This is a genomic window from Kribbella sp. NPDC026611 (assembly GCF_040638345.1).
Lineage (GTDB): Bacteria > Actinomycetota > Actinomycetes > Propionibacteriales > Kribbellaceae > Kribbella.
On sequence record NZ_JBEZYC010000014.1, the window covers coordinates 92,246 to 116,204 of the forward strand.

The 23,959-nt window shown below is 69.4% G+C and carries 26 protein-coding genes; 10 read left to right on the forward strand and 16 right to left on the reverse strand.

Annotation, left to right across the window (positions count from 1 at the left end; genetic code table 11):
• Positions 1-18 precede the first annotated feature (18 nt).
• From AB0E69_RS38815 to AB0E69_RS38825, 3 genes are read right to left on the reverse strand one after another with little or no spacing between them, the layout of a single operon-like run.
• Complete coding sequence (locus AB0E69_RS38815) at positions 19-1,323, reverse strand: hemolysin family protein (protein ID WP_360158605.1); 1,305 nt, start codon at positions 1,321-1,323, stop codon at positions 19-21.
• 18 nt (positions 1,324-1,341) lie between these two features.
• On the reverse strand, positions 1,342-1,821 hold the full coding sequence (ybeY, locus tag AB0E69_RS38820; protein WP_360158608.1) for an rRNA maturation RNase YbeY: 480 nt from the start codon (positions 1,819-1,821) through the stop codon (positions 1,342-1,344).
• Between the two features lie 9 nt (positions 1,822-1,830).
• Positions 1,831-2,745 (reverse strand): PhoH family protein, encoded by a 915-nt coding sequence (locus AB0E69_RS38825; RefSeq protein ID WP_360159054.1) that lies wholly within the window; start codon positions 2,743-2,745, stop codon positions 1,831-1,833.
• A 298-nt stretch (positions 2,746-3,043) separates the two neighbouring features.
• On the opposite strand from AB0E69_RS38825, the gene AB0E69_RS38830 reads away from it, so the two are divergent.
• A complete protein-coding gene (locus tag AB0E69_RS38830; protein ID WP_360158611.1) occupies positions 3,044-3,553 on the forward strand; it encodes a SigE family RNA polymerase sigma factor in 510 nt (169 codons plus the stop codon).
• Positions 3,550-4,695: a Gmad2 immunoglobulin-like domain-containing protein gene (locus tag AB0E69_RS38835; protein ID WP_360158614.1), complete on the forward strand. Its 1,146-nt coding sequence runs from the start codon at positions 3,550-3,552 to the stop codon at positions 4,693-4,695. Before AB0E69_RS38830 ends, AB0E69_RS38835 begins: the two co-directional genes overlap by 4 nt.
• Here AB0E69_RS38835 and AB0E69_RS38840 read toward each other — a convergent pair.
• From AB0E69_RS38840 to AB0E69_RS38860, 5 genes are all read right to left on the reverse strand, one after another.
• On the reverse strand, positions 4,639-6,084 hold the full coding sequence (locus tag AB0E69_RS38840; protein ID WP_360158617.1) for a HAMP domain-containing sensor histidine kinase: 1,446 nt from the start codon (positions 6,082-6,084) through the stop codon (positions 4,639-4,641). The two genes, AB0E69_RS38835 and AB0E69_RS38840, sit on opposite strands and share 57 nt — an antisense overlap.
• Positions 6,081-6,767: a response regulator transcription factor gene (locus AB0E69_RS38845; RefSeq protein ID WP_360158620.1), complete on the reverse strand. Its 687-nt coding sequence runs from the start codon at positions 6,765-6,767 to the stop codon at positions 6,081-6,083. Before AB0E69_RS38845 ends, AB0E69_RS38840 begins: the two co-directional genes overlap by 4 nt.
• A 22-nt stretch (positions 6,768-6,789) precedes the next feature.
• Entirely contained in the window at positions 6,790-6,990 is a 201-nt protein-coding gene (locus AB0E69_RS38850) for a hypothetical protein (RefSeq protein ID WP_360158623.1), read from the reverse strand.
• Positions 6,987-7,391, reverse strand: coding sequence for a hypothetical protein (locus AB0E69_RS38855; RefSeq protein ID WP_360158626.1), 405 nt, complete (start codon positions 7,389-7,391; stop codon positions 6,987-6,989). Before AB0E69_RS38855 ends, AB0E69_RS38850 begins: the two co-directional genes overlap by 4 nt.
• 99 nt (positions 7,392-7,490) lie before the next feature.
• A complete protein-coding gene (locus AB0E69_RS38860) occupies positions 7,491-7,814 on the reverse strand; it encodes a helix-turn-helix domain-containing protein (protein ID WP_360158629.1) in 324 nt (107 codons plus the stop codon).
• A gap of 67 nt (positions 7,815-7,881) precedes the next feature.
• Here AB0E69_RS38860 and AB0E69_RS38865 point away from each other — a divergent pair, with 67 nt between their 5' ends.
• The gene (locus AB0E69_RS38865) at positions 7,882-8,367 is read left to right on the forward strand and encodes a nuclear transport factor 2 family protein (RefSeq protein ID WP_360158632.1); all 486 of its coding nucleotides are present in this window, start codon (positions 7,882-7,884) and stop codon (positions 8,365-8,367) included.
• On the opposite strand, the gene AB0E69_RS38870 is transcribed toward AB0E69_RS38865, so the two are convergent.
• From AB0E69_RS38870 to AB0E69_RS38890, 5 genes are read right to left on the reverse strand one after another with little or no spacing between them, the layout of a single operon-like run.
• Positions 8,364-9,080: a 16S rRNA (uracil(1498)-N(3))-methyltransferase gene (locus tag AB0E69_RS38870; RefSeq protein WP_360158635.1), complete on the reverse strand. Its 717-nt coding sequence runs from the start codon at positions 9,078-9,080 to the stop codon at positions 8,364-8,366. The two genes, AB0E69_RS38865 and AB0E69_RS38870, sit on opposite strands and share 4 nt — an antisense overlap.
• Positions 9,081-10,226: a molecular chaperone DnaJ gene (gene dnaJ, locus AB0E69_RS38875; RefSeq protein WP_360158638.1), complete on the reverse strand. Its 1,146-nt coding sequence runs from the start codon at positions 10,224-10,226 to the stop codon at positions 9,081-9,083.
• Positions 10,227-10,266: 40 nt separating this feature from the next.
• A complete protein-coding gene (gene hrcA, locus AB0E69_RS38880) occupies positions 10,267-11,289 on the reverse strand; it encodes a heat-inducible transcriptional repressor HrcA (protein WP_360158641.1) in 1,023 nt (340 codons plus the stop codon).
• Positions 11,290-11,338: 49 nt separating this feature from the next.
• A complete protein-coding gene (locus AB0E69_RS38885; RefSeq protein WP_360158644.1) occupies positions 11,339-12,439 on the reverse strand; it encodes a Gfo/Idh/MocA family oxidoreductase in 1,101 nt (366 codons plus the stop codon).
• A complete protein-coding gene (locus AB0E69_RS38890; protein WP_360158647.1) occupies positions 12,436-13,086 on the reverse strand; it encodes a ThuA domain-containing protein in 651 nt (216 codons plus the stop codon). The genes AB0E69_RS38885 and AB0E69_RS38890 overlap by 4 nt, the downstream gene beginning before the upstream one ends.
• Positions 13,087-13,196: 110 nt before the next feature.
• Between AB0E69_RS38890 and AB0E69_RS38895 the strand changes: the two genes are divergently transcribed.
• From AB0E69_RS38895 to AB0E69_RS38910, 4 genes are all read left to right on the forward strand, one after another.
• A complete protein-coding gene (locus AB0E69_RS38895) occupies positions 13,197-13,559 on the forward strand; it encodes an EF-Tu/IF-2/RF-3 family GTPase (protein WP_360158650.1) in 363 nt (120 codons plus the stop codon).
• A 22-nt stretch (positions 13,560-13,581) separates the two neighbouring features.
• Entirely contained in the window at positions 13,582-14,352 is a 771-nt protein-coding gene (locus tag AB0E69_RS38900; protein WP_360158653.1) for an MBL fold metallo-hydrolase, read from the forward strand.
• Between the two features lie 107 nt (positions 14,353-14,459).
• Positions 14,460-15,995 (forward strand): NCS1 family nucleobase:cation symporter-1, encoded by a 1,536-nt coding sequence (locus AB0E69_RS38905; protein ID WP_360158656.1) that lies wholly within the window; start codon positions 14,460-14,462, stop codon positions 15,993-15,995.
• Between the two features lie 9 nt (positions 15,996-16,004).
• The gene (locus AB0E69_RS38910; RefSeq protein ID WP_360158659.1) at positions 16,005-16,829 is read left to right on the forward strand and encodes a DUF3097 domain-containing protein; all 825 of its coding nucleotides are present in this window, start codon (positions 16,005-16,007) and stop codon (positions 16,827-16,829) included.
• On the opposite strand, the gene AB0E69_RS38915 is transcribed toward AB0E69_RS38910, so the two are convergent.
• On the reverse strand, positions 16,804-19,383 hold the full coding sequence (locus tag AB0E69_RS38915) for a DUF3376 domain-containing protein (protein WP_360158662.1): 2,580 nt from the start codon (positions 19,381-19,383) through the stop codon (positions 16,804-16,806). The two genes, AB0E69_RS38910 and AB0E69_RS38915, sit on opposite strands and share 26 nt — an antisense overlap.
• Positions 19,384-19,497: 114 nt before the next feature.
• Here AB0E69_RS38915 and AB0E69_RS38920 point away from each other — a divergent pair, with 114 nt between their 5' ends.
• On the forward strand, positions 19,498-20,067 hold the full coding sequence (locus AB0E69_RS38920) for a hypothetical protein (protein ID WP_360158665.1): 570 nt from the start codon (positions 19,498-19,500) through the stop codon (positions 20,065-20,067).
• Positions 20,060-20,998 (forward strand): hypothetical protein, encoded by a 939-nt coding sequence (locus AB0E69_RS38925; RefSeq protein ID WP_360158668.1) that lies wholly within the window; start codon positions 20,060-20,062, stop codon positions 20,996-20,998. Before AB0E69_RS38920 ends, AB0E69_RS38925 begins: the two co-directional genes overlap by 8 nt.
• Here the strand turns inward: AB0E69_RS38925 and AB0E69_RS38930 are convergent.
• Positions 20,995-22,287 (reverse strand): hypothetical protein, encoded by a 1,293-nt coding sequence (locus AB0E69_RS38930; RefSeq protein ID WP_360158671.1) that lies wholly within the window; start codon positions 22,285-22,287, stop codon positions 20,995-20,997. The two genes, AB0E69_RS38925 and AB0E69_RS38930, sit on opposite strands and share 4 nt — an antisense overlap.
• Positions 22,288-22,344: 57 nt before the next feature.
• Here AB0E69_RS38930 and AB0E69_RS38935 point away from each other — a divergent pair, with 57 nt between their 5' ends.
• Positions 22,345-22,884, forward strand: a complete 540-nt coding sequence (locus tag AB0E69_RS38935; protein ID WP_360158674.1) for a helix-turn-helix domain-containing protein — start codon at positions 22,345-22,347, stop codon at positions 22,882-22,884.
• Between the two features lie 46 nt (positions 22,885-22,930).
• On the opposite strand, the gene AB0E69_RS38940 is transcribed toward AB0E69_RS38935, so the two are convergent.
• Positions 22,931-23,938, reverse strand: a complete 1,008-nt coding sequence (locus tag AB0E69_RS38940) for a LacI family DNA-binding transcriptional regulator (RefSeq protein WP_360158677.1) — start codon at positions 23,936-23,938, stop codon at positions 22,931-22,933.
• Positions 23,939-23,959: the final 21 nt, after the last annotated feature.

A 23,959-nucleotide genomic window follows, 5' to 3' on the forward strand; every position in this document is an offset into this window, starting at 1 on the left:
AGGTAGGAAGGTAGTGGGTTAGGCGTGCTGGTGGTTCTGGTCCTGGGGGGACGGAGCGGGTTGCTCGCGTCGTACCAGAACGGTACCGACCTGGTTGCGGCGGCCGGACGGCCGCTCCGCGGTCAGCGACAGGCCCTCGATCGCGACCTCGGCGCCGGGGATCGGCACCTTGCCCAGCAACTTGGCCATCAGGCCGCCCACGGTGTCGACGTCGTCGTCGTCCAGCGGTACGCCGAACAGCTCGCCGAGCTCGTCGATCGGCAGCCGGCTGGACACCCGGTACGCGCCGTCGGACAGCTGCTGGACCGAGTCCGGGTCCTCGTCGTACTCGTCGGTGATCTCGCCGACGATCTCCTCGAGGATGTCCTCGATGGTCACCAGCCCCGCGGTCCCGCCGTACTCGTCGACGACGATCGCCAGGTGCATCCGGGCCGCCTGCATCTCGCGCAGCAGCTCGTCCACCGGCTTCGAGTCCGGCACGTACATGCACGGCCGCATCACCGACTCGACCCGCTCGGTGGACTCGGCCTGGGCGTTGTCGTAGACCCGGCGCATCACGTCCTTGAGGTAGACGACGCCGAGGATGTCGTCCAGCGACTCACCGATCACCGGGATCCGCGAGTACCCGGAGCGCAGCGCCAGCGAGGTGAGCTGGCGGAGCTTCTTGTGCCGTTCGATGTAGACCATGTCGGTGCGCGGCACCATCACCTCGCGGACGATGGTGTCGCCGAGCTCGAAGACCGAGTGGATCATCTGCCGCTCGCCGGACTCGATCACCGCGGACTTCTCCGCGTAGTCGACCAGCGCGCGTAGCTCGGCCTCGGTCGCGAACGGGCCCTCGGCGAACCCCTTGCCCGGGGTCAGCGCGTTGCCGATCAGGATCAGCAGCTTGGGCAGCGGGCCGAGCACCCGGGTCAGCGCCATCACCGGGCCGGCCGACAAGATCGCGAACCGGTCCGAGTGCTGCCGGCCGAGCGTCCGTGGCGCGACGCCGATGATCACGTACGACACCAGCACCATCACCACCGCGGTGATCAGGATGTGCTCCCAGGTCACCGCGAACACCCCGGACAGCGCCTGGGTGACGAGCACGATCGCGGTGATCTCGCAGCTCAGCCTGAGCAGCAGCAGCGAGTTCAGGTACCGCGGGGCATCGGAGAGCAGGTCGCTGAGCCGGACCGCGCGCAGGTTGCCCAGCTCGACCTGCTCGTTGGCCCGGACCTTCGAGTACGACGAGAGCGCCGCCTCGACGCCCGCCAGCAGCCCGGAGAGCAGGACGAGCACCGCGGCCACAACCAGCAGAACGAGGTCGTGGTACGTCACCGGAACGTCACTCCTGCCTCAGACACCCTCTAGGCGGTTCCCAGGGGCTCGCCATGCTTCCAGCAGGCGACCCTGGATGTCCCACATCTCCGCTTTCTCGGCGGGTTCGGCGTGGTCGTAGCCGAGCAGGTGCAGGATGCCGTGCACGGTCAGCAGCTCCAGCTCGGCCCACGTCCCGTGCCCAGCCTTCGCGCCCTGCGCGGCCGCGACCGTCGGGCAGAGCGCGATGTCACCGAGGTGACCGAGCGGCAGGTCGCCGTCCTCGGAGTCGGCCGACCCGGGCCGCAGCTCGTCCATCGGCCACGACATCACGTCGGTCGGACCCGGCAGGTCCAGGAACTCGACGTGGTACCGCGCCATGGTGTCCTCGTCGACCAGCTTGATCGACAGCTCACACTCGGGATGCAGCCGCAGGGACGACATCACGAAGCGGCTCAGCCGCATCAGTCCGTGCGCGTCGATCTCCACGCCGGACTCGTTGTTGACCTCGACGTTCATCTGTACGGCTCAGCGCTGCCCTTCGAAGGTCTCGTACGCCGAAACGATCCGGCCGACCAGCTTGTGCCGGACGACATCGTGCGACGTCAACCGGCAGAATGCCAGATCCTGGACGCCGTCGAGAATTTCCTGCACGACCTTGAGCCCGGAATTCGTCCCGTTCGGCAGGTCGACCTGGGTGACGTCGCCGGTGACGACCATCTTCGAGCCGAAGCCGAGCCGGGTGAGGAACATCTTCATCTGCTCCGGCGAGGTGTTCTGCGCCTCGTCCAGGATGATGTAGGCGTCGTTCAGCGTCCGGCCGCGCATGTACGCCAGCGGCGCGATCTCGATCGTGCCGGCGGTCATCAGCCGCGGGATGGACTCCGGGTCGAGCATGTCGTGCAGCGCGTCGTACAGCGGCCGCAGGTACGGGTCGATCTTCTCCGAGAGCGTGCCGGGCAGGAAGCCGAGCCGCTCGCCGGCCTCGACGGCCGGCCGGGTCAGGATGATCCGGTTGACCTCCTTGGCCTGCAGCGCCTGGACCGCCTTGGCCACCGCCAGGTAGGTCTTGCCGGTGCCGGCCGGGCCGATGCCGAAGACGATCGTGTTCTTGTCGATGGCGTCGACGTACCGCTTCTGGTTCAGCGTCTTCGGCCGGATGGTGCGGCCGCGGCTGGACAGGATGTTCTGGGTCAGCACGTCGGCGGGGCTCTCGGCCGTCGCCTGCTTGATCATCGCGATGCTGCGCTCGACCGAGTCGGCGGTCAGCCCGTGCCCGGTGCGGACGACGGCGATCAGCTCGTCGATCAGCCGCTCGGCCAGGGCCAGCTCGGCGGGCTCACCGACCAGGGTGACCTCGTTGCCGCGGACCATGATGTCGGCGGCGAACTCCTTCTCGACGATGCGGAGGAACTCGTCCCGGGCTCCGAGCAGGGCCACCATGTCGATGCTGTTCGGCACGACGATCTTGTGCGATGCCTGCGTGCTGGTAGCTGCGTTGGCAAGGGTGCCGTTCGCGCGCGCTTCCGGTTCGATACTGCGTGGCCTGGACAGGCTCTTCCTCCAAAGTCGGGTACTGCTGAGTTCCTCCATGCTAGCCGTCCGTTCCGACTGCTTCACTCGTAATACGCCCGGACACGCTCGGTGAGCGGGCGTGTTCGGCCCGAGGTGATGTCAACCTGGAAGCAGACCTTCGCGTCATCGTGTCGTGGCACAACCGGCCGTGGTGTACGAAGAGTGCGTGACACATGAGTCCTCGTGGGATGCCGACGAGGCGCTGACGGCTGTCTACACGGCGCACTACACCTCGCTCGTCCGCCTCGGCGCCTTGCTGCTGCGCGACGTCGGTGCGTCCGAGGAGATCGTGCAGGACGCGTTCGTCGCGATGCACGCCCGCTGGCACCGGCTGCGCGACCCGCACAAGGCGCTCGCGTACCTGCGGACCGCGGTGGTGAACCGCTGCCGCTCCCGCCAGCGGCACCTGGTGGTGGTGGACAAGCACACCCCGCGCACGCTGCCGGACGAGCCGAGCGCGGAGCACGCCGTACTGCGGACCGAGGAGACGGACCGGGTGATCGAGGCGATGCGCACCCTGCCGGAGAAGCAGCGCACCGTGATGGTGCTGCGGTACTACGGTGACCTCTCCGAGGCCGAGATCGCCGACACGATGGGCATCAGCCGGGGCTCCGTCAAGAGCCACGCCGCGCGCGCGACCAAGTCGCTACGCCAGCTCCTGGAGCAGAACGCATGAACGACACCCCCAAAGACCCATTCGACGACCTGATGCGGCAGGCGTTGCACCAGGAGGCGGACCGGATCGAGCCGTCCGACGCGCTGCCGGAGATCCGCGCCCGCGCGCACGCCCAGCGCCGCTCGTCGAGCCGGCGTCCCTGGCTCTTGACCGCCGGCGTCGCCGCGGTCGGCACCGCCGCGGCCATCGGCGCCTTCACCGTCTTCACCGGCAACGACGACACCGCCACCGACGGCGACCAGGTCGCCGGCCAGGCCACCACCACCGCGACCGCCAGCGACCTCCCCACCACCGCGGCCGTGACCCCCAAGCCCTCGCCGGTCCCCTCCACACCGGCTCCGTCGACGATGCCCTCCACCGCCAAGTCCTCGAGCGGCCCCACCGTCGGAGGTCCCACTGTGAAGGGCCGCCCGGAGCAGGCCGTCCGCAGCGCGACCGTCCCGGTGTACTGGGTGGGTGCGCAAGCCGGTGTGAAGAAGAAGACCACTCCCCGGCTCTACCGGACGTTCACCAAGGTCAGCGGGCACCCGGTCGAGGAAGCGGTCCGGATCATGAGCACCAAGCGGCCGGAGGACTCGGACTACTACTCGCTCTGGCAGGGCGCCGCGGTGAACAGCGTGACGCTGAACGACGGACTGGTGACGGTCGACTTCAAGCAGCTGCCGAAGAACACGCTGGACCCCAACCTCGCGGACGTTGCCGCGCAGCAGCTGATCTACACCGTGCAGGGCGTGCTGAAGGACAGCACCTCGGCGGTACAGATCACCGAGGCCGGGCGGACCGGTCAGAAGCTGTTCGGCCAGATCGACACCAGCTCGCCGCTCGGGCGCGCGCAAGCGGACAACGTGCAGGCGCTGGTCTGGATCACCTCACCGATCGAGGGTGAGGTCGTCAGCGGCAAGGTGCTGACCGTCCAGGGCACGGCGAACGCGTTCGAGGCGACGGTCAACTACGCGGTCACGAACCTGAAGACCGGCGAAACCAAGAAGAGCTTCACGAACGCCGCGGAAGGCCAGAAGTTCTCGCCGTACAGCTTCCGGGTCCCGATCACGCCGGGCTCGTGGGAGGTCTCGGTCTACCTGCTCTCACCGGCCGACGGATCGATCACCGATGCCGACACCAAGACCGTGCTGGTCCGGTAGCACGATCGTGAAGGCGGCGCCGCCCTCGGGGGCGGGGCCGGCGGTGAGGGTGCCGCCCAGGCGGGTGACCAGGCCGTGGGCCAGGGCCAGGCCGATGCCGGAGCCTACCGGGCGGCGGCCTCGGTACTTCTGGTTGAGGACGCCGGGCTGGAAGGCAACGGCGTAGTCCTCGGGAGCCAGGCCGGGGCCGCCGTCGCGGACCTGGATCGTGATCGTTGGGGCGGTCAACGACATCGTCAGGTGCGCGCCGGGCGGGGTGACGCGGAGCGCGTTCTCGGCCAGGCCGTCGAGGACCTGGCGGATGCGTCTGGGGTCGGTGGTGGTGACCGCGGGCACCGGTGGGAGCTCCAGGCGGAAGTGGACTCCGCGTTGCTCGCAGCGGACGCGCCAGACCTCGGCACAGGCGGTCAGGGTCTCGCGAAGGTCCACCCGGGTGAGGTCCAGCTGGAACTGGTCCGCGCCGATGCGGGCGAGGTCGAGCAGGTCGCTGACCAGACGCTCCAGGCGCTGCGACTCCTGCTGGATCACCTGACCCGCGTGCCGTGGATCGGTGGCGACGCCGTCGGCCAGCGACTCGGCGAAGCCGTTCACTGCGGTCAGCGGCGTACGCAGCTCGTGCGAGACCGAGAGGAGGAACTCTCGTTGCCGCTCTTCGCTGTACTGCAAGGCGATCGAGAGTTCGTTGACGGCCTGGGCGACCTCGGCGACCTCGGCGGGTCCTTCGACCGGGGCGCGGAGGTCTCGGCGGCCCTGGCGCATCGCGGCTGCAACGTCCGCCGTACGACGTAGTGGGCGACCGAGCAAGCGGCCGAGGAGTGCGCCGGCGAGTGCTGCGACCAGCAGACCCGCGCCGAGGGCGAAGAGGATGTTGCGGATCAGCACGCGCTGCGTGTCTGACGGCAGGCGGATTGGCTCGACCAGTGCGAAGCCGGAGTTGTCGCCGATGCCGCGTGCCTCGACCAGGTACTCCGTGCCGTCGACGGTGGCCGTTGTCGAGATCCGCTGCGTACGGCCGATGTCGTTGAGACCTGCGGTGGTCGCTGCTTCGACGGACCGTTGGTCGGCCGGCTGGATTCGTTGGCGCGGCGACAGAATCACCACGACGATCCCCTGCCCCCGGACCACCTGCGCCACGCGCCCAAGCCCCGCGGCCCGCGAGCGGTCGACCTGACTGGCGATCACATCGGCCTGCGCGGACAACGAGTCCCGTAAGACGTTCTGAGCCGACCGCCGAGCGAGCCCAGCCATGACGATCCCAGCCACCAGCACCGCGATCCCTGCCACCGCCACGCACGCCAGCACGATCCGAGTCGCCAGCGAACCACGCGAGACGTCGGGCGGAGGGTAGCCGACAGCTTGAGGCTCGCCCGGCGCACCGGTCTCGGTCATGGGAGGTCGGCGGCGTAACCGACGCCCCGGACTGTGCGGATGGGGGTGGAGGGGCCGAGCTTGGCGCGTAGTTGGGCGATGTGGACGTCGACCGTGCGGGTGCCGGCCGAGGACTGGTAGCCCCAGACCGAGCTGAGCAGCTCGTCGCGTTCGAAGACGCGGCCGGGGCGGCGGAAGAGCTGGGCCAGCAGGTCGAACTCGGTGGATGTCAGGCTCACCTCGGTGTCACCCGACCAGGCCCGCCGGCGGCTCACGTCGACCCGTACGGTGCCGACGGAGAGTACGTCGCCGGCGGGCAACTGGCCGGCCGCGCGCCGGAGGACGGTCCGGACCCGCGCGGCCAGCTCCCGCGGGCTGAACGGCTTGGTGACGTAGTCGTCCGCGCCGAGCTCCAGCCCGAGCAGCCGGTCGACCTCGTCGTCCCGCGCCGTGACGAACAGGACCGGCGTCCAGTCCCCTGCGGACCGCATCGTCCGGCAGATGTCCGCGCCGTCGCGGCCGGGCAACCCGATGTCCAGGATCACCGCGACCGGGTGCAGCCGCCGCCACGCGGCCAGCCCGGCATCGCCGTCGGACTCGATCTGGACGCCGAACCCGTCCCGGCGGAGGTACAGCGCGATCACCTCGGCGATCGCCGCCTCGTCCTCGACCACCAGCACCAGCCCACGACCGGCTGGCGTCATCTTCTGCTCCTGGTGCTCCGGCTCAGGGCGAACCGTCCGATGCCAGCTCGCCGTCGATCTGGTCCAGCGTAGACCCGATCTGATCCAGCTCCTGCTCCGGCGAGCCCACCTGTTGACCCGCCGGAGCAGGCTGGGCGGGCTTGTCGTCGTGCCCTGCACACGACGACAGCCCCAGCACCAACCCCGCCGTACCGACCACCACCACAAGCAGCTTGCGGGTCACTTCGCCACCTGGCAGTGGGCCGCCTTGAACGTCTCCAGCTTGGTCTTCATCGTGCCGAGCTGCTTGAGGCGGTCGGACCGGCGCTCGGCGCGCTTCTCCAGCGCGGCCGCCGCCTTGTCGTGGCCCTTCTCCTTCTGCTTGGCCGCCCGCGCCCTCAGCCAGGCGACCGAACCCTTCACATCGGCGCCGCCGCTGATCCGCTGGGCCAGCTTGTCGCGGCGCGCGATCATCTTGGGCAGCCTGTCGGCGCAGAGCTTCTGCGACTCCTCCGGGCTGAGCGTGACCTGCTTGTACGACGGAGCCGGTGTCGGAGTGGGGTCGGCCGAGGCCATCGTCGTACCTGTCAGCAGGACGGTCGCCGACAGGCCTGCTGTGAGTGCGCCGCGTACGGACCTGCGCATGGTGTCTGCTCCTCGTTCTCGCTCATCGTTGACGAGAACGACTCTCCCGGACCGGGGTTCGGGGAGGTTGGCGGCTGTGTTCGGGGTTTGTAAGAGTCGTCAGTCCGCGCGGTCGATGGTGGCCGCGAGCAGGCCGGGGAAGGCGCGGTCGAACTCCGGGCGGCGCAGCCGGTTCAGCCGGCGGGCGCCCTCGTCGCGCTGCTCGATCAGGCCGGCGGATCGCAGTACGGCGAAGTGGTGGCTGCGGGTCGCCTTCGTCACCGGCAGGTCGAACGTGCCGCAGGCGCGGCTCCAGTCCTCGTGCGTGGCGAGGTCACGCAGGATCGAGCGGCGCACCGGGTCCGCCAACGCATCTAGCGCCACCTGCAAGGCCACCTCGGCGGGCTCTACATGCGTGAGCGTCCGCGCCCGGGCTGACTCCATAATGTTCGATCCTTGTCGTACAGTGGTGTTCGGCTGCTGTCTAACAGCTTAGGCGAGGGAGCAAACGATGATCGAGCTGGTCGACTACGGATTCGGGCCCGGTGCGCGGGCGCGGCTCGCGGAGGCGGCGGATCCGGGGCGTGCTGGGGCGCTGGCCGCGCTGGAGACGTTCTACTACGCGCTGAACCATAAGGACCTGGACACGTTGGTGGCCGGGTGGGCGGATGACGGCTTGGTGCAGCTCAACAACCCGATCGGCGGCATCCTGCGCGGGCGGGAGGCTGTGCGGGGTCTGTACGAGCGGGTGTTCGCGGGTTCGCTCAACGTGCAGGTCACCTTCGGGGACGCGGCCACGTACTGGCGGACGGACACGGTCGTCTTCGCCGGGCGCGAGACCGGCACCTACCAGCACCCAACCCTCGGCGAGCAACCGCTGCACATCCGCACCACGCGGGTCTTCAGTTATGTGGATGGGTGGCAGCAGGTCCATCACCACGGCAGCATCGACGACGCGGACGCGCTAGCCACCTACCAGGCCGCAGTCCGCTTCTAACTCCATCGCGACTGGGCGAGGAGGGCGGCGGTGGCCGCCACCCCAGCCGTTGACGTGCGCAGGACGGTGTCTCCCAGCCGCACCGGCTCCACCCCGAAGGAGGAGAGCTCCGCGGGAGAGATGCCGCCTTCGGGGCCGATCACGATGACGATGTCGCCGTCGGCCGGTACGTCGAGAGAAGCCAGCGGGACCGTCGCCTCCTCGTGCAGGACCACCGGCAGCGCAGCCTTGGCCAGCAACTCGGCGACATCTGCCGTGGAGGCCAGGGGTGCTACTTCGGCGAACCACGTGCGGCGGGACTGTTTGCTGGACTCGAAAGCCCACGACCGCCACTTCCCGAGCAGCTTCTCCACCCGCTCGGCGTTCGCCTTGAACTGGCTCCGCTCCGCGTTCCACGGCACGATCACGTCCGCGCCGACCTCGGTCAACATCTCCACCGCAAGCTCAGCCCGCTCCCCCTTCGGCACCGCCTGCACAACCACCACCCGAGGAGCAGCCGCCGGCACACTCCCCCGCCCATCAACCCCAACCAACACCCCACCCTTGGAAGCCGCAGTCACAACTCCCTCAGCCCACGCCCCACGCCCATCGGTCAACCGGACGCGTTCGCCCGGCCCGATGCGGCGTACGACGGCGGCGTGCCGACCCTCAGGCCCGTCGAGGGTCAGCTCGTCGCCGGACAGGTCCTCCAGATGGAAGACCGCCAGCCCCATCTAGTGGGCGCCGAAGGCGTCTCGGAGGCGGCCGAAGACGCCTTTGTGGGTTGCTTGGACGTGGCCGGTGGGGCGTTCCTCGTCGCGGGCCACGGCGAGCTGGCGGAGGAGGTCGGCCTGGGAGTCGTCCAGCTTCGTCGGGGTCTCGACGATGACCTGGACGATGAGGTCACCGCGGCCTGCGTGGCGCAGCCGGGGTACGCCGCGTGCAGTGAGCGTCATCGCCGTCCCGGACTGCGTGCCGGGGCGGATCTCCAGCGGTGTCGTCTCGCCCTCGAGGGTCGGCAGGTCGATCGTCGTACCGAGCGCGGCCGCCGTCATCGGCAGCGTCACCGTGCAGTGCAGGTCGTCGCCGTTCCGGGTGAAGATGTCGTGCGGCTCGACGTCGATCTCGACGTACAGGTCGCCGGCGGGCCCACCACCGGGGCCGACCTCGCCCTGTCCGGACAGCTGCACCCGGGTCCCGCTGTCGACCCCGCCCGGGATCTTCACGGTGACCGTACGGCGCGAACGCACGCGCCCGTCGCCGGCGCACTCGACGCACGGGTTCGGGATGGTGGTGCCGTAGCCGCGGCAGTTCGGGCACGGGCGCATCGTCCGCACCTCGCCGAGGAACGACCGCTGCGTGTGCGTCACCTCGCCACGCCCGTGGCAGATCTCGCAGGTGACCGGCTCGGACCCGGCCGCTGCGCCGGACCCGCTACAGGTCGGGCAGAGTACGGCGGTGTCTACCTTGAGCTCCCGCGTCGTCCCGAAGGCAGCCTCGGCCAGGTCGATCCGCAACGGGATCAGCGCGTCCTGACCACGCCGCGTCCGCGGCCGCGGTCCACGCGTCGCCCCGCCGGTCTGGCCGAAGAACGCGTCCATGATGTCGGTGAACGTGAACGCCTGGCCGAAGCCCGCGGCACCCGGCCCACCGGCGCCGGCGGTCGCGAACGGGTCGCCGCCCAGGTCGTGCATCTGCCGCTTCTGCGGGTCGCTGAGCACCTGGAAGGCGCGCCCGATCTCCTGGAACTTCTGGTGCGCGTCCTCGGAGTCGTTCACGTCCGGGTGGTACTGGCGCGCCAGTTTGCGGTACGCCTTCTTGATCTCGTCCGCTGAGGCGTCACGGCTGACGCCCAGGACGGCGTAGTAATCGGTGCTCATACTCCAGACCAGGGGGTTGGGAGGACGGTAGGTGCGTTCGTCATGAGTCGGCCAGGATCTGGCTGACGTAGCGCGCGACGGCGCGGACAGCGCCCATCGTGCTGGGATAGTCCATATGGGTCGGGCCGACGATGCCGAGCGTGGCCAGCGCCTCCGACTTCGACCCGTACGCGGTCGCGACCACCGAGGTGGTGGCCAGCTCCTCGAACGGGTTCTCGTGCCCGATGCGGACCGTGAGGGTCTGCGGGTTGGTCGCCTCACCGAGCAGCTTCAGCAGGATCACGTGCTCCTCCAGCGCCTCGAGCACCGGCTTCACGTTCCGCTCGAAGTCGTCGCCGTACCGCGTGAGGTTGGCCGCGCCGCCGACCGCGATCCGCTGCTCACCCACCTCGTCGGTGAACGCCTCCAGCAGCGTCGTGACGATGGCGGCGACCAGGGCCCGGTCGGTCGGTGGGAAGAGCTCGGTGACCGCGCCCAGGGACGTGGTCGCCTCGGTCAGCCGCTGCCCGGCGAGCACGGTGTTCAGCCGCGACCGCAGGTCGGAGATGAGCTGCTCGTCGACATCGTTGGGGTGTTCGACGATCCGCTGCTCGACCCGGCCGGTGCTGGTGATCAGCACCAGCAGCAGCCGGCGTGGACTCATCGTCACGATCTCGATGTGCCGCACGCTCGAGCGGCTGAGCGACGGGTACTGCACGATCGCGACCTGGCGGGTGATCTGGGCCAGCAGCCGGACGGTCCGGCGGACCACGTCGTCCAGGTCGACCGCGCCGGCCAGGAACGAGGTGATCGCCTTCTTCTCCGCCGTGGACAGCGTCTTGACCGTGCTCAGCTTGTCCACGAACAGCCGGTACCCGGCGTCGGTCGGAATCCGGCCCGCGCTGGTGTGCGGCTGGGTGATGTACCCCTCCTCCTCCAGCGCGGCCATGTCGTTACGCACGGTCGCCGGGGAGACCCCGAGGCTGTGCCGGTCGACCAGGGTCTTCGAGCCGACCGGCTCATGGGTCGCCACGTAGTCCTCGACGATGGCGCGGAGAACATCCAGCTTGCGTTCGTCCAGCACGCGCACCACCCTCTCAGACCTCTGGCACTCACTCGTTCAGAGTGCCAGTCTAGGCGGTCTCGGGCGACGCTCCCAACGGAACGGCCGCGGGACGCGCCACGGTGCTGGCCACATCCAGCGGCTGATCCTGTACGGCGGAGTCCACGAACGACTCCAGTACGTCGAGCACGTGGTACGCCAGCTCGCCGTTCGCGCGGTGCGGTTCGCCGGTGCGCAGCGCCCGGGCCATGTCCGCGACACCGACGCCACGACCGGCTCCGGCGTACCCACCGGCCACCGGCACCTCGGTCCACTCGCGCTGCGCCGCGGTGACGAGCTCGACGGTCCCGTCGAAGCCGTTCGGGTCCGGTACGGACAGGCTGCCGTCTGTGCCGTGCACCTCGATCCGCGGCAGGCGCCCGGCCCACACGTCGAAGGACATCAGCACAGTGGTCAGCGCACCGGACTCGTGCTCCAGTACGCCGGTAACGTGCGTCGGCACCTCCACGTCGAACACGGTCCCGGCCCGCGGACCGGTGTGGATCTGCCGCTGCTGCTTCGCGCGGCCGGCGCGGGCGGTGACCCGGACGACCGGTCCGAGCAACGTGACCAGGCTGGTCACGTAGTACGGGCCCATGTCGAGGACCGGCCCGCCACCGGGCTGGTAGTAGAACTCGGGCGCCGGGTGCCACAGCTCGTGACCGGGCGTCACCATGAACGCGGTCGCGGCGTGCGGCGTGCCGATGTCACCGCGGTCGATCGCTGCACGAGCCGTCTGCGTGCCGGTACCGAGGACAGTGTCCGGTGCACAGCCGATCCGCAGGTTGTTCGCGGCGGCGTACTTGAGCAGCGGCTCCGCCTCGGCGCGGTCCATGGCCAGCGGCTTCTCGCCGTACACGTGCTTGCCGGCCGCCATCGCGGCCTGGTGCACAGCGGCGTGGGCCGCGGGGATGGTGAGGTTGACGACGAGGTCGACGTCGTCAGCGGCGTACAGCTCGTCCGGAGAGAGTGCACGGATGCCGGGGTTCTGGTCCGCGACCGCCTGGGCCCGGCTGACGTCCAGGTCGGCTACGGCGACCACGTCGACGCCAGGGAGCTTGGCCAGGTGGTCCAGGTAGGTGCCGGAGATGACACCGGTGCCGACGATGCCGACCCTGGTCGTGCTGCTCACTTGCTCGCCCACAGCAGCCCCCGCTCTACGATCGTGCGTACGTCGGGGTTCTGCAGGTCGTCCAGCTTGTGGCCGACCGTGCAGACGAAGACACGCCCCTCACCCCAGGTGCGGGTCCAGACGGCCGGCATCACGGTGCCCTCGATCCACGGGAAGTCCGGGTGCGACTGGAAGGTGGTCGTGGCCAGCACGGTGTTCGTCGGGTCGTAGTGCACGTAGTACTGCTCGGTGTGCACGTCGAAGCCGGTGATGCCCGCGACGATCGGGTGCTCGGCTTGCTCAGGCAGGACGTCGACGTGGTAGTCGGTGTAGCCGTGCGGGTGCGAGATGAACTGCCCGCCGGTGATGAAGTTGTAGTCGGCGCTCTTCCGGAACGAGTCGACGATGCCGCCGTGCCAGCCGGCGAATCCGGTACCGCGCCGGATCGCCGCGTCCAGGCCCTTCACGTGCGCGTCCTCGATCTCGCTCATCGTGACGCACTGCAGCACCAGGTCGGTGCCGTCCAGGTCGAGGTAGCTCTCGGTGCTCTCCGAGACCGTCACCTCGAAGCCGTTCTGCTCGAGGAACGGGATGAACAGCTCGGTCGCCTCGACCGGCACGTGCCCTTCCCAGCCGCCCCGGACCACCAAAGCACGTCGTGTCGTCACACAGACCACCCTTCGAAAGTTTCGGAACGAACATCGGAACTGTTGCGACCTTAAGCGCCGCGGAGATCGGTTGCCAACCATTACGGCAGGTCTGGTCGTAGTGTCGAGGGATGAGCTGGAAGTTCTGGAAGCGCGCGGCTGTGACCCCCCAGGCCTCCGACCTCCGCCCACACGACACGCTGCGGCCGCAGGACACGTTGGCGGTGGGGTCGTTCGGGCTGACGGTCGAGGATGTGTTCTCGATCACGGGCCGCGGCACGGTCGTCACCGGCCGGGTGCTGTCCGGCGCCGTGACGGTCGGCGAGCAGGTGCTGATCAGTCGCGCCGGGCAGCCGCTGCTGCAGGTCGATGTGACCGGGGTGGAGATGTTCCGCAAGGTCGTGAAGACCGCCAAGGCCGGCGACAACGTCGGTCTGCTGCTCCGCGGCGTCTCCCGGGACCAGGTGCTCAAGGGCGACGTCATCAGCAAGTAGTTCAGCAAGTAACCTCGACCGCATGAGCGCATGGGCCGAGCTCGGCGACCGCACCTGGGTCCGCCGGTACGACGAGTGGGACCTCAACATCGGCCTCGTCGTCGGCGCGGACGGCGCGCTGCTCATCGACACCCGAGCCACCACGGAGCAGGCCGAGGAGCTCCGCGAGCACGTCCGCGAGCTGACGGACAAGCCCGTCAACTGGGTGGTCAACACGCACGCCCACTTCGACCACGTGGTCGGCAACAGCGTCTTCACCGACGCCACCGTCTACCTGCACGAGAACGCGGCCGCCGAGGAGAACCTGGCCGGTACGACGTTCTCGGTCGCGAAGGTGATCGACCTCGGCGACCGCCGGGTCGAGCTGCTGTACGTCGGCAACGGCCACACGTCCGGCGACGCGATCGTCGTCGTACCCGATGTCGACGTGTTCTTCCTCGGCGACCTGATCGAGGAGACGGCACCGCCGTCGTACGGCGAGGACTCGTTCCCGCTCGAGTGGCCGGACACGCTCAACCAGGCGATCGGCATGATGTCCGGTACGGCGAAGCTCGTGCCCGGCCACGGTGCCGTGGTCGACGCCGACTTCGCCCGCGAGCAGGCCGGCGAGCTGGGCGACGTGGCGAACACGATCTCGACGCTGCACCACGCCGGCACCTCGCTCGAGGACGCCCTCGCGCACACCGAGGACTGGCCGTGGCCGGTCGACAAGCTGCAGGACGCGATCAAACGCGGCTACCAGGCGCTCGGCGCGCCGCGGAAACCGACGCTTCCCCTGCTCGGCCCCGGCTGATGCCTGAAAACGCACGAGGGTTGCCGAAGTCGTAGTTGTCCGTTGACATCACGTCACGTCGTGCCGCACTTTGTTGCGAGGCCGACAACCGGATGGGGTGGTGTGCGATGACCACGACCGAACAAACCGTTCACCCAGACGGACGGGTCGAGCTGGCTGATCAGGCGGCCGTCGCCAACAGCCGGTACGGGAACGCGGAGCTGGCGCCGACCAGGCTGAAGGACCGCACCTGGACGACCTACAACTACACCGCGCTGTGGATGGGGATGGCGCACAACATCCCCAGCTACCTGCTCGCGTCCGGTCTGGTCGCGCTGGGCATGAACTGGCTGCAGGCCTTCCTTACCATCACGCTCGGGAACCTGATCGTCCTCGTGCCGCTGCTGCTGAACAGCCACGCCGGCACGAAGTACGGCATCCCGTTCCCGGTGTTCGCGCGGGCGTTCTACGGCGTCCGCGGCGCCAACCTGCCGGCGTTGCTGCGGGCATTCATCGCCTGCGGCTGGTTCGGGATCCAGACCTGGATCGGCGGCCAGGCGATCTACGTGATCGTCGGTGAGCTGTTCGGCAAGGGCTGGACGAACGCGTCGGCGCTCGGCGGTCACCCGTGGACGATGTGGCTGAGCTTCGGGTTCTTCTGGGTGGTCCAGATGGCGCTGATCCTGCGCGGGATCGAGGCGCTGCGCCGGTTCGAGAACTGGGCCGCGCCGCTGGTCACGATCGCGTTCCTGGCGCTGATGATCGCGGTCCTGGTCAAGGCCGGCGGCCTCGGCCCGATCCTGGACCAGCCGTCGAAGCTCGGCTGGGGCAGCGACTTCTGGAAGATCTTCCCGCCGTCGCTGATGGGCATGATCGCGTTCTGGGCGACGCTGTCGCTGAACATGCCGGACTTCACCCGGTTCGGGAAGGGCCAGCGGGAGCAGGTCTGGGGGCAGATCATCGGCCTGCCGACGACGATGTCGTTCATCGCGCTGGTCTCGATCATCACCACCTCGGGCACCGTGCTGCTCTACGGCTCGGCGATCTGGGACCCGGTCGAGCTGACCCGCCGGTTCGAGAACCCGGTGATCGTGACGATCGGCCTGATCATGGCGATCCTGGCGACGATGTCCTGCAACGTCGCGGCCAACGTGGTGAGTCCGTCGTACGACTTCGCGAACGCGCTGCCGCGCTGGCTGAACTTCCGCACCGCCGGTCTGGTCACCGGTGTGATCGGCATCGTGATCCAGCCCTGGCGGCTGATCTCGGACCCGTCGATCTACATCTTCGTCTGGCTGTCCTTCTACGGCGGCCTGCTCGCCTCGGTGGCCGGCGTGCTGATCGCGGGATACTGGCTGATCGACCGCACCAACCTCTTCCTCGCCGACCTCTACCAGCCGAACGGCCGCTACTGGTACGCCGCCGGCTGGAACTGGCGCGCGGTCGTCGCGACCCTGATCGGCTCGGTCCTCGCCGTCGGCGGCGCGTACTCGAACCCGGGCGCCGGACCGTTCCCGCGGGACGGCCTGATCCCGTTCCTCAAGCCGCTCTACGACTACTCGTGGGCGGTCGGCCTGGTCGCGGGCTTCGTGGCGTACTACGTTCTGACGCTGACCGCGCCGAGCCGCCAGTCGACCGCGTCGCACGCCGCTCCCAGTTATTAGAGTGAGCGGGTGGCTGACAGGTATGGGAATGATGTCCTCGCCGGCGACTGGCGCAGGCCCAAGAACGGGCGGACCGTCGAGGTCGAGCTCGAGAAGGGGATGGTCGTCGAGGAGCCCAGCTCCGGGTTCGTCGGCGCCGTCGTCCGCTGGGAGCACGGTGTGGTCGACCTCGAGGACCGGCACGGCAGGATCCGTACCTACCCGCTCGGGCCGGGCTTCTGGATCGACGGCAAACCGGTCAGCCTGAAGCCACCGAAGAAGGCCGGTCCGGCGAAGAAGACTCGGACCGCGTCCGGCTCGGTGGCCGTCGACAACGTCCGCGCCAAGGTCGCCCGGGCCAGCCGGATCTATGTCGAGGGCCGGCACGACGCCGAGCTGGTCGAGCGGGTGTGGGGTGACGACCTGCGGATCGAGGGCGTCGTGGTCGAGTACCTCGAAGGCGTCGATGACCTGGTCGAGATCGTCAACCGGTTCCAGCCCGGTCCCGGCCGGCGGCTCGGCGTACTCGTCGACCACTTGGTGGACGGCTCGAAGGAGTCGAAGATCGCCGCGCAGGTGAGCAACCGGTACGTGCTCGTGGTCGGGCACCCGTTCATCGACATCTGGGAAGCGGTCAAGCCGTCGTCGGTCGGCATCAAGGCGTGGCCGAAGATCCCGCACGGGCAGGACTGGAAGAAGGGCGTGCTGCAGGCGTTCGGCTGGCCGGCCACCGACCAGGCCGACGTGGCCGCGGCCTGGAAGCACATCCTGTCCAAGGTGAACAGCTTCGCGGACCTCGACCCGGCGCTGCTCGGCCGGGTCGAGGAACTCATCGATTTCGTGACGCTGGACTGATCTCCGGCAGCCGCTGCTTCAGCCAGGCCTGGATCCGGCGCCGGGACCGCCGGACGTACCACGTGACCACGCCGAGCGCCGCGGAGACCGCAAGCACCGCACCGGCGAGGAAGGCGGCGATCACCCGGATCGCACCGACGCCGACCACGCCGGCGACGACCACCAGGACCACGCCGAGCGCAGCCGTTGCCACCGGCAACCACGGCTCGAAGATCAGCGGCTTGTGCGCGGGGCTCAGCTTGGCGCCGACGACCATCCGCTCCCACAAGGTCTGCCGGCTCGGTTCGGTGTACCAGCGCCCGGTCCGGAGCAGCCACGAGCCCGGCTGGTCCTTGCGGCCCACGGTCGCCTTGACCCAGTTGCCGATCTGCGGCCCGACCCCGCCGGAGACCGCGACCATCCGGTCGGCCAGGCCCTTGGTGATCGCCCGGCCCTCCGGCGACTCGTTCAGCTCGTTCCGCATCGTCACCAGCGCGCCGATGCCCGGGTTCGCCGGGAAGTCGTTCGCGAGTCGCTTGATCCGCTCGGCGACCGCGCCGATCTTCCAGTCCTCGGCCTGCAGCACCTGGCGCTGGGTCTCGCGGATCCAGTCCGCGTCCGCGCCGAGCATCGCGCCGAGGTGCGCGACACAGTGCAGCCGGCCCATCAGCCAGTCCCAGCGCCGCCAGTCGGCGGCACCGAAGGCGCCGAAGTGCCCGACCTGGCTGCCGTACAGGATCCGGTCCCCGAGCTGGTTGGCGATCGAGCCTTCGGGCAGCTCGTCGAGCAGCGTCATCGGGATGTCCGGGCCGAGCCGGAGGAACTGGAACGGCGCGCTGCGCTGCTCCGGCGTCCGGGCCGACGTACACCGGGAGACCACCTCGACCTCGAGCGCGATGTCGACGAGCTCCGAGCCGATGACCGCGATCAGGTCGGTGAACACGTCGCCGAGCGCGCGCTGGATCTGCAACTGCTCGAAGATGTCGTTCAACGCGATCGCGACGGCCTCCGCGCCGCCGGCCGGTCGCAGGTCGAGACCGGCGGCCTTCAGTACGTCGTTCAGCGCGTCGCGCACCGCTTGGACCTTGAGCAGGCAGTCGCTGGCCGCGGTGAGCTGCTTCTCCAGCTTCGCCCGATCGGTCGTCGCCTCCCGGATCCGCGTGCGCAGCGAACGGAGAACGAGCCGTACGACGCGCTCGGCCGCGCCGGTCCCCCACAGCCAGCTCGGGTTGCCCTCGGCGTCGTCGCGGAATACCGCGGTCGAGCCGTCGGGGTTCGGCACCCAGGGGTGGTCGGTGGCGAGCACCTCGTCGATTTCGGCCTCCGACAGCGCGGTCGCGGCGTCCAGCACGGTCGACTGGTCGTGGTCGGCGATCGTCACCGCTTCCCAGACTCCCCCGGCGGCGCGACCCCGCGAGTACGCCGGTTGCAGCGCGGCGGCCGCCGCCTTCAGCCGGGCTCGCTCATCTGGTTGCGTCAGGCAACGATCGAAGAGCCGCTGGGAGTCCGACCAGGACGCATCCGCCTCGAGCAGCAACCGCTCCAGCTGCTCGACGTCGGACCGGAAGTCGACCTCGCGCGGGAACTGCACCGCCGACAGCGCGGGCACCCGCCAGCTCGGCTCCTGCGCGTCGTTCAACGCGGTCGCCGCCTTGCCGATGCCGGCCGACGGTACGACGTACAGCACGTAGCGAGTGGCCTTGCCGGTCACCGGCCGACGGGCGACCACGTCGAGGACCGGGCCGAACGGTGCGTTGTCGAGCACGCCGCCGTCGACCAGCCAGGAGCCGTCCTTGCGCGGGGGCTGCATCCGTGGCGGGCTCGCGGCGAGCTCGGGCGTCTCCAGCACCGGCCCGAAGGCGATCGGGAACGACGCGGACGCGCGGGCCGCCCGGGCCAGCAGCTCGGTGTCCTTCAGCCCGTTGTTGTCCTCGAAGGAGAACTTCCGCTGCGGGCCGTCGTACAGCGCCGCGTGCTCGCTGGTGAAGCCGTACAGGTAGCGGTGGTCGGGCACGACGAAGGCCTGCCCGGCGGCGTCCTTCGCTTGGAACTGCTGCAGGCCGAGCCCGGACGCCGTCACGAACAGCGTCACCGGCTCCTCGGCCTTGCTCTCACCCGCCTCGGCGACGTCCTTGAGGAGCTCCTCGAGCTGGCGGAGGAAGTAGTTGCCGTCGAGCACCGACGTCGACTTCACGGTGGCGGCCGGGACGAGCTTGCCGACGTCGAGCGACCCGAGCCCGATCCACTTCTGCCGCAGCCAGGGCCCGCTGCTGCCGTCCGGGTCGAGGGTCGAGCCGTTCGCGATCGCTGTCGCGAGCAACGACCCGTTGAGCCCGCCGGCGCTCGTCCCCGCAATCACGTCGACGACCACGCGCCGCCGCTCCTCGCCCCGGTGGCACAGTTCCCGCCACCGGTCCGCAAGAATCTCGTCGTACGGCTGGGAGCCCGGCGCCGCGGACGAACCGGAGGCCCGCCGGATGAGGTCCAGCTCGTGGGTGACCCCACCCATCCAGACCGCCAAGCTGACGCCGCCGTTCAGAACCAGCGCGATCCGAACCTCATGATCAGTTGCCATCCGCCCCCCTTTCGACCAGAGATATCACGGAACGACCTTTGTCGCAGCGGAGAGTGAACAAAAGGTTGTCGTTGTCTGCACGCAGGGTCATTCTGATCAGTGGGGGTGGTGGTCATGCGCGTGTGGCCGGTCACGGTTTCGGTAATTGCCCTGCTGGCGGCGGGGTGCTCGGACACGTCGGGTGACGGAGGTACGTCGCCGCCGGACGTCACCGTCACGTCCACCGACACCACCGGCACGAGCGAGCCGGCGCCGGAACCGACCGATCCCGAGTCGACGCAGTCGCAGCAGACCAAGCCGTCGATCGACATCGTCTCGCTCCCGGTCGGTGGTGTCCCGGACGACGGCCAGCGGTGCAACCCGATCAGCTGGCTGGGTGGAGACATCCCGGACGGCGTCACGATCAAACTCGGTACGCCGAGCTTCGACCCGCCCGGCATCTTCACCGTCGACCAGTCCGGGTGCCCGGGCGACGCCCGGTCCTGCGAAGGTCTCGAGTGGACCTCGAAGGACCAGCCGCAGTGCTGGGTCGGCTTCCTGCAGGTCGCGGAAACCGGCAGCGTGACGCTCACCCTGCCGGCCAAGGCGACGTGCGAGTCGCAGGACGTCTGCGACCAGTTGTCGAAGCTGGGCGGCAGCCAGATCGGGTTGACCGCGCAGCCCCACGAGACGACGAATGGCTGACGAGCGGTCGCAGGCCGAACGCTGGGTCAGCTTCGCCGCGGGCATCGTCACGCCGATCACGCTGATCAGCACGCTGCTGTTCTACTTCGGCTACGTCTCCGCGCGCTCGCAGTACGAGTACTTCGGCATCGACGTCGACACCATCGGCCTGAGCACCCAGGACTACGTGATGCGTAGCCCCCAGCCGCTGCTGCTCCCGCTCCTGGGCGTCACCTTGCTCGCCGTCGCCGCCCTGCTCCTGCACAACGCGATCCACCCGACGGCCGTCGCCGTCCGCCGCGCTGCCCGTGTCGCCGTCGCGGTCCTGCTCCTGGGCGTGGCCGGCCTGCTCGCGTACCCCGTGATCGGCCACCTCCCGTACTACGCACTGGTCATCCCAGCCGTGATCGGCCTGTCCGCAGCAGCCCTGGCCTACCTCACCCACCTACGCCAGCGGACCTCCCCACCCCAACGCGTCCCACCCGACTCCACCCAGTCCGCCCGGCCCGACCCGGCCCAGGCCGTCCCACCCGAACCCACCAGGCCTGCGACCAGCCGTTCCACCCCGGTCCTGGGTCAGCAGCGCGTCCTCATCATTCTGCTGGCATTCGTCACCGTCGTCTGCACATTCTGGGCGACCGCCACCACAGCGCAGTACTCCGGCCGCGGCCTGGCGAAGTCCGACGCCCGCCACCTCAACCGCTTCCCAGTAGTCATCCTCGACACCAAGGAAAAGCTGGCCCTGAGATCACCCGGCCTCGAGGAAACCGCCCTCCGCCAGGGTGCCGGCCAGACCTTCAACTACCGCTACCGAGGCCTAAGACTCCTGGTGGTAGGCGAGAACCGCCTCTTCCTCGTCCCCCAAACCTGGACACCCTCGAACACCACGATCGTCCTCCCCCTGGACAACAACATCCGCGTCCAGTTCCAGTTCGAGAACGACCCGCCCTAGCGGCCGGACACCAACCGCCTGACCAAGCTCCGGCCACCACCGAGCCACCGGGCGATCGCGGCGACCACCGCCGGATCGACGTGCTGCCGCGCCTCGTAGCCGGCCGGTGTCGACGGCCCTCCACCCCGGAAGAACAGATGATCGTCGGCGTCGAACACGCGAATCGTCACGTCCGGCCGCCCCGCCAGCCCAGCTCGCCACCGCACGAGGTCATCGGCAACCGTCACCTGATAATCCCGCCCGCCCTGCAGGACAAGTATCGGCTTGTCCAATCCCGCGGCCGTCGCAACCGGGTCGAAGCTCCGCAGGTCGAGCCAGTACGACGCCGGCCAGCCGAACAGGAGCTCCGCGGCCGGGGTCGACGGTGACAGGTCAGGACTCTCGACGAGCGCAGCCTGCGCCGTGATCGCATCGAGCGCCGCCGCCGTGTGCGGACCGGGGTCCAACTCGGCCAGATAGCGAGCGATCCGGACAGCTGCCCGGGGCAGCGGAGCGGTGTCACCGGCGAGACTCACCATCCCGGCAATCGACGCGTCAGCGGCCGCGACCCGGGTAGTTGCCTTACCCCCTCCACTCAGACCAAGCACGAACACCCGCGCCGGATCCACCTGGGGATGCCGCTGCAACAGCCGTACGGCGGCAAGCGCGTGCGGCACGTACTCGTCCACCATCGTGAAGCCGGATTCGGAGCCGGCCGCGGGATGGACGTACGTCAGCTTGTCGAAGCGGAGCACGGCGACGCCGCGACTGGCCAACCCCCACGCCAGATCCTTGAACGGCTTGTTCGGCCCGGTCGTCACATCGCGGTCGGACGGTCCCGAGGCGAGCAGCACGATCCCCGGCCGTCGGCCACCCTTCCGCGGCAGCGTCATCGTGCCGGGCACTGCGAGCGGACTGTCGCCAACGGTGATCTCCTCCTCGGTGAACCGTCTGGGTTTGGCGTAGTCCGGCGGTTCCCAGGACGAGTTCGCCGGCGGCGCGAGCCGGAGGCCGTGCAACCTGCCGTCCTCGCCGACCGACATGGCCACCGTCAGCCCGCCGCGCTCACAGGTCACCGGGACGCTCACCCGTACCAGACCCTCCTCGACCGGCTGCGCCACCGGATCGCCGAGAGCGGCGACCGGACCGATCTTGGCGAGCTCGGTCTCCCACCCGATCCGCAAGGTCTCGGCGGACGCCGCCGCCAGCAGCCGGGGCGCGAACAACTTCTCGACCTCGGCGAACCGTCCGTCGGCCGTCAGTTCGACGACGGCCACGGCGACCGCGGCCGGATCCTTGCCTGCTGTCATCCACCCTCACCTTTCTCAATTTTTGAGAAAGGTATCACGTCATGAGATCGTTGCGCAGTGGACACCTTGGAACTGCTCGGGCACCCGGCGCGGCTGCGGATCGTCCATGCCCTGCGCGGCGAGCGGACGCTCACCACCGCTCAGCTCGCAGCGTTGCTGCCGGACGTCTCGAAGGCCACGGTGTACCGGCACGTCGACCTGCTGACCGCCGGCGGCATCCTCGAAGTCGCCGAGGAACGGCGCGTGCGCGGCGCGGTCGAACGCCACTACCGGCTCCGCCAGGACCGTGCCTCGATCGACCCGCACACGGCCGCCTCCCTGACCCCCGACGACCACCGGCGCGGTTTCGCCGCGGCCACGGCCGCGTTGATCGCCGAGTTCAACGCGTACCTCGATCGCGACAGCACCGATCTGTCCACCGACGCGGTCGGGTATCAGCAGCACGCGATCTGGCTCAGCCACGAGGAACTGGTCGCGCTGGTCACCGAACTACGCGACGCGATCATCCCCCGGCTGGCCAACCCGTCCGCTCCGAACCGGACCCGGTACCTGCTCAGCCCGATCCTCTTCCCCAGCGAACCCCCGGCCGCGGACTGAGCCGTCGAGGTCCGTCGAGATCCCGTCGAGGTCGGTCGAGGTACTGCTACGCGCTGTCGCGGACGATCAGTTCGGTGTCGTAGATCTCGGCGGCGGTGAGGTCGGCGCCGGCGATCTTGGCCAGCAGGATCTCGGCCAGCCGGGCACCCAGCTTCTCCACCGGCTGGCGGACAGTGGTGAGTTTGGGAGTGGTCGTGGTGGCCAGCACCGAGTCGTCGAAGCCAACCACCGCGACGTCGGCCGGGACGCGTCGTCCCTTGCCGGACAGGACCCGCAGCGCCGCTGTCGCCATCAGGTCCGAGGCGACGAAGAGTCCGTCGAGGTCCGGGTGCTCATCCAGCAAGCGCAGCGCCGCCTGCTCGCCACCGTCGGCCGTGAAGTCGCCGTACGCGACCGCCTCGGGAAGGCCCGCCTCGCGCATCACGTCCTGGTAGCCGGTCAGCCGGTCGATGCCGGCGGTCATGTCCAGCGGCCCGGCGATCGTGCCGACCTTTCGCCGGCCGATCGACAGCAGGTGCTCGACACCGGTCCGCGCACCGGCGACGTTGTCCACGTCCACGCTCGCGACGGGTACGTCGACTCCCAGCGGCCGGGCGCTGAACACGATCGGGAGCGGCATCTGCGCGAGCTCCTGCAGCACGTTGTCGCGGCCGTGGTGGCTGATGATGATCGCGCCGTCGACGTGACCGCCGCGCAGGTACCGCAGGAGGCGCTGGTCGTCGGCCTCCGCCGGCTCGATCAGCAGCACGAGCTGGGACGACGTCGGCGCGAGCGTCCTGCTGACGCCGTGCAGCATCCCGGCGAAGAACGGGTCCGAGAAGACCCGGCTGTCCGGTTCCGGTACGACGATCGCGACCGAGTCGGTCCGCCGCGTCACCAGGGCCCGCGCGGCCCGGTTCGGCACGTAGCCCAGCTGCCCGATCGCGCGCTCGACCTGGGCGACCGTCTCCGGCAGCACCTTCGGCGACCCGTTCACGACCCGCGACACGGTGGCCCGGGACACTCCGGCCAGCGCCGCGACCTGCTCGAGAGTCGGAGAACCTGAAACGTTCATCGGTCCTCCTGGTCGTCGGTT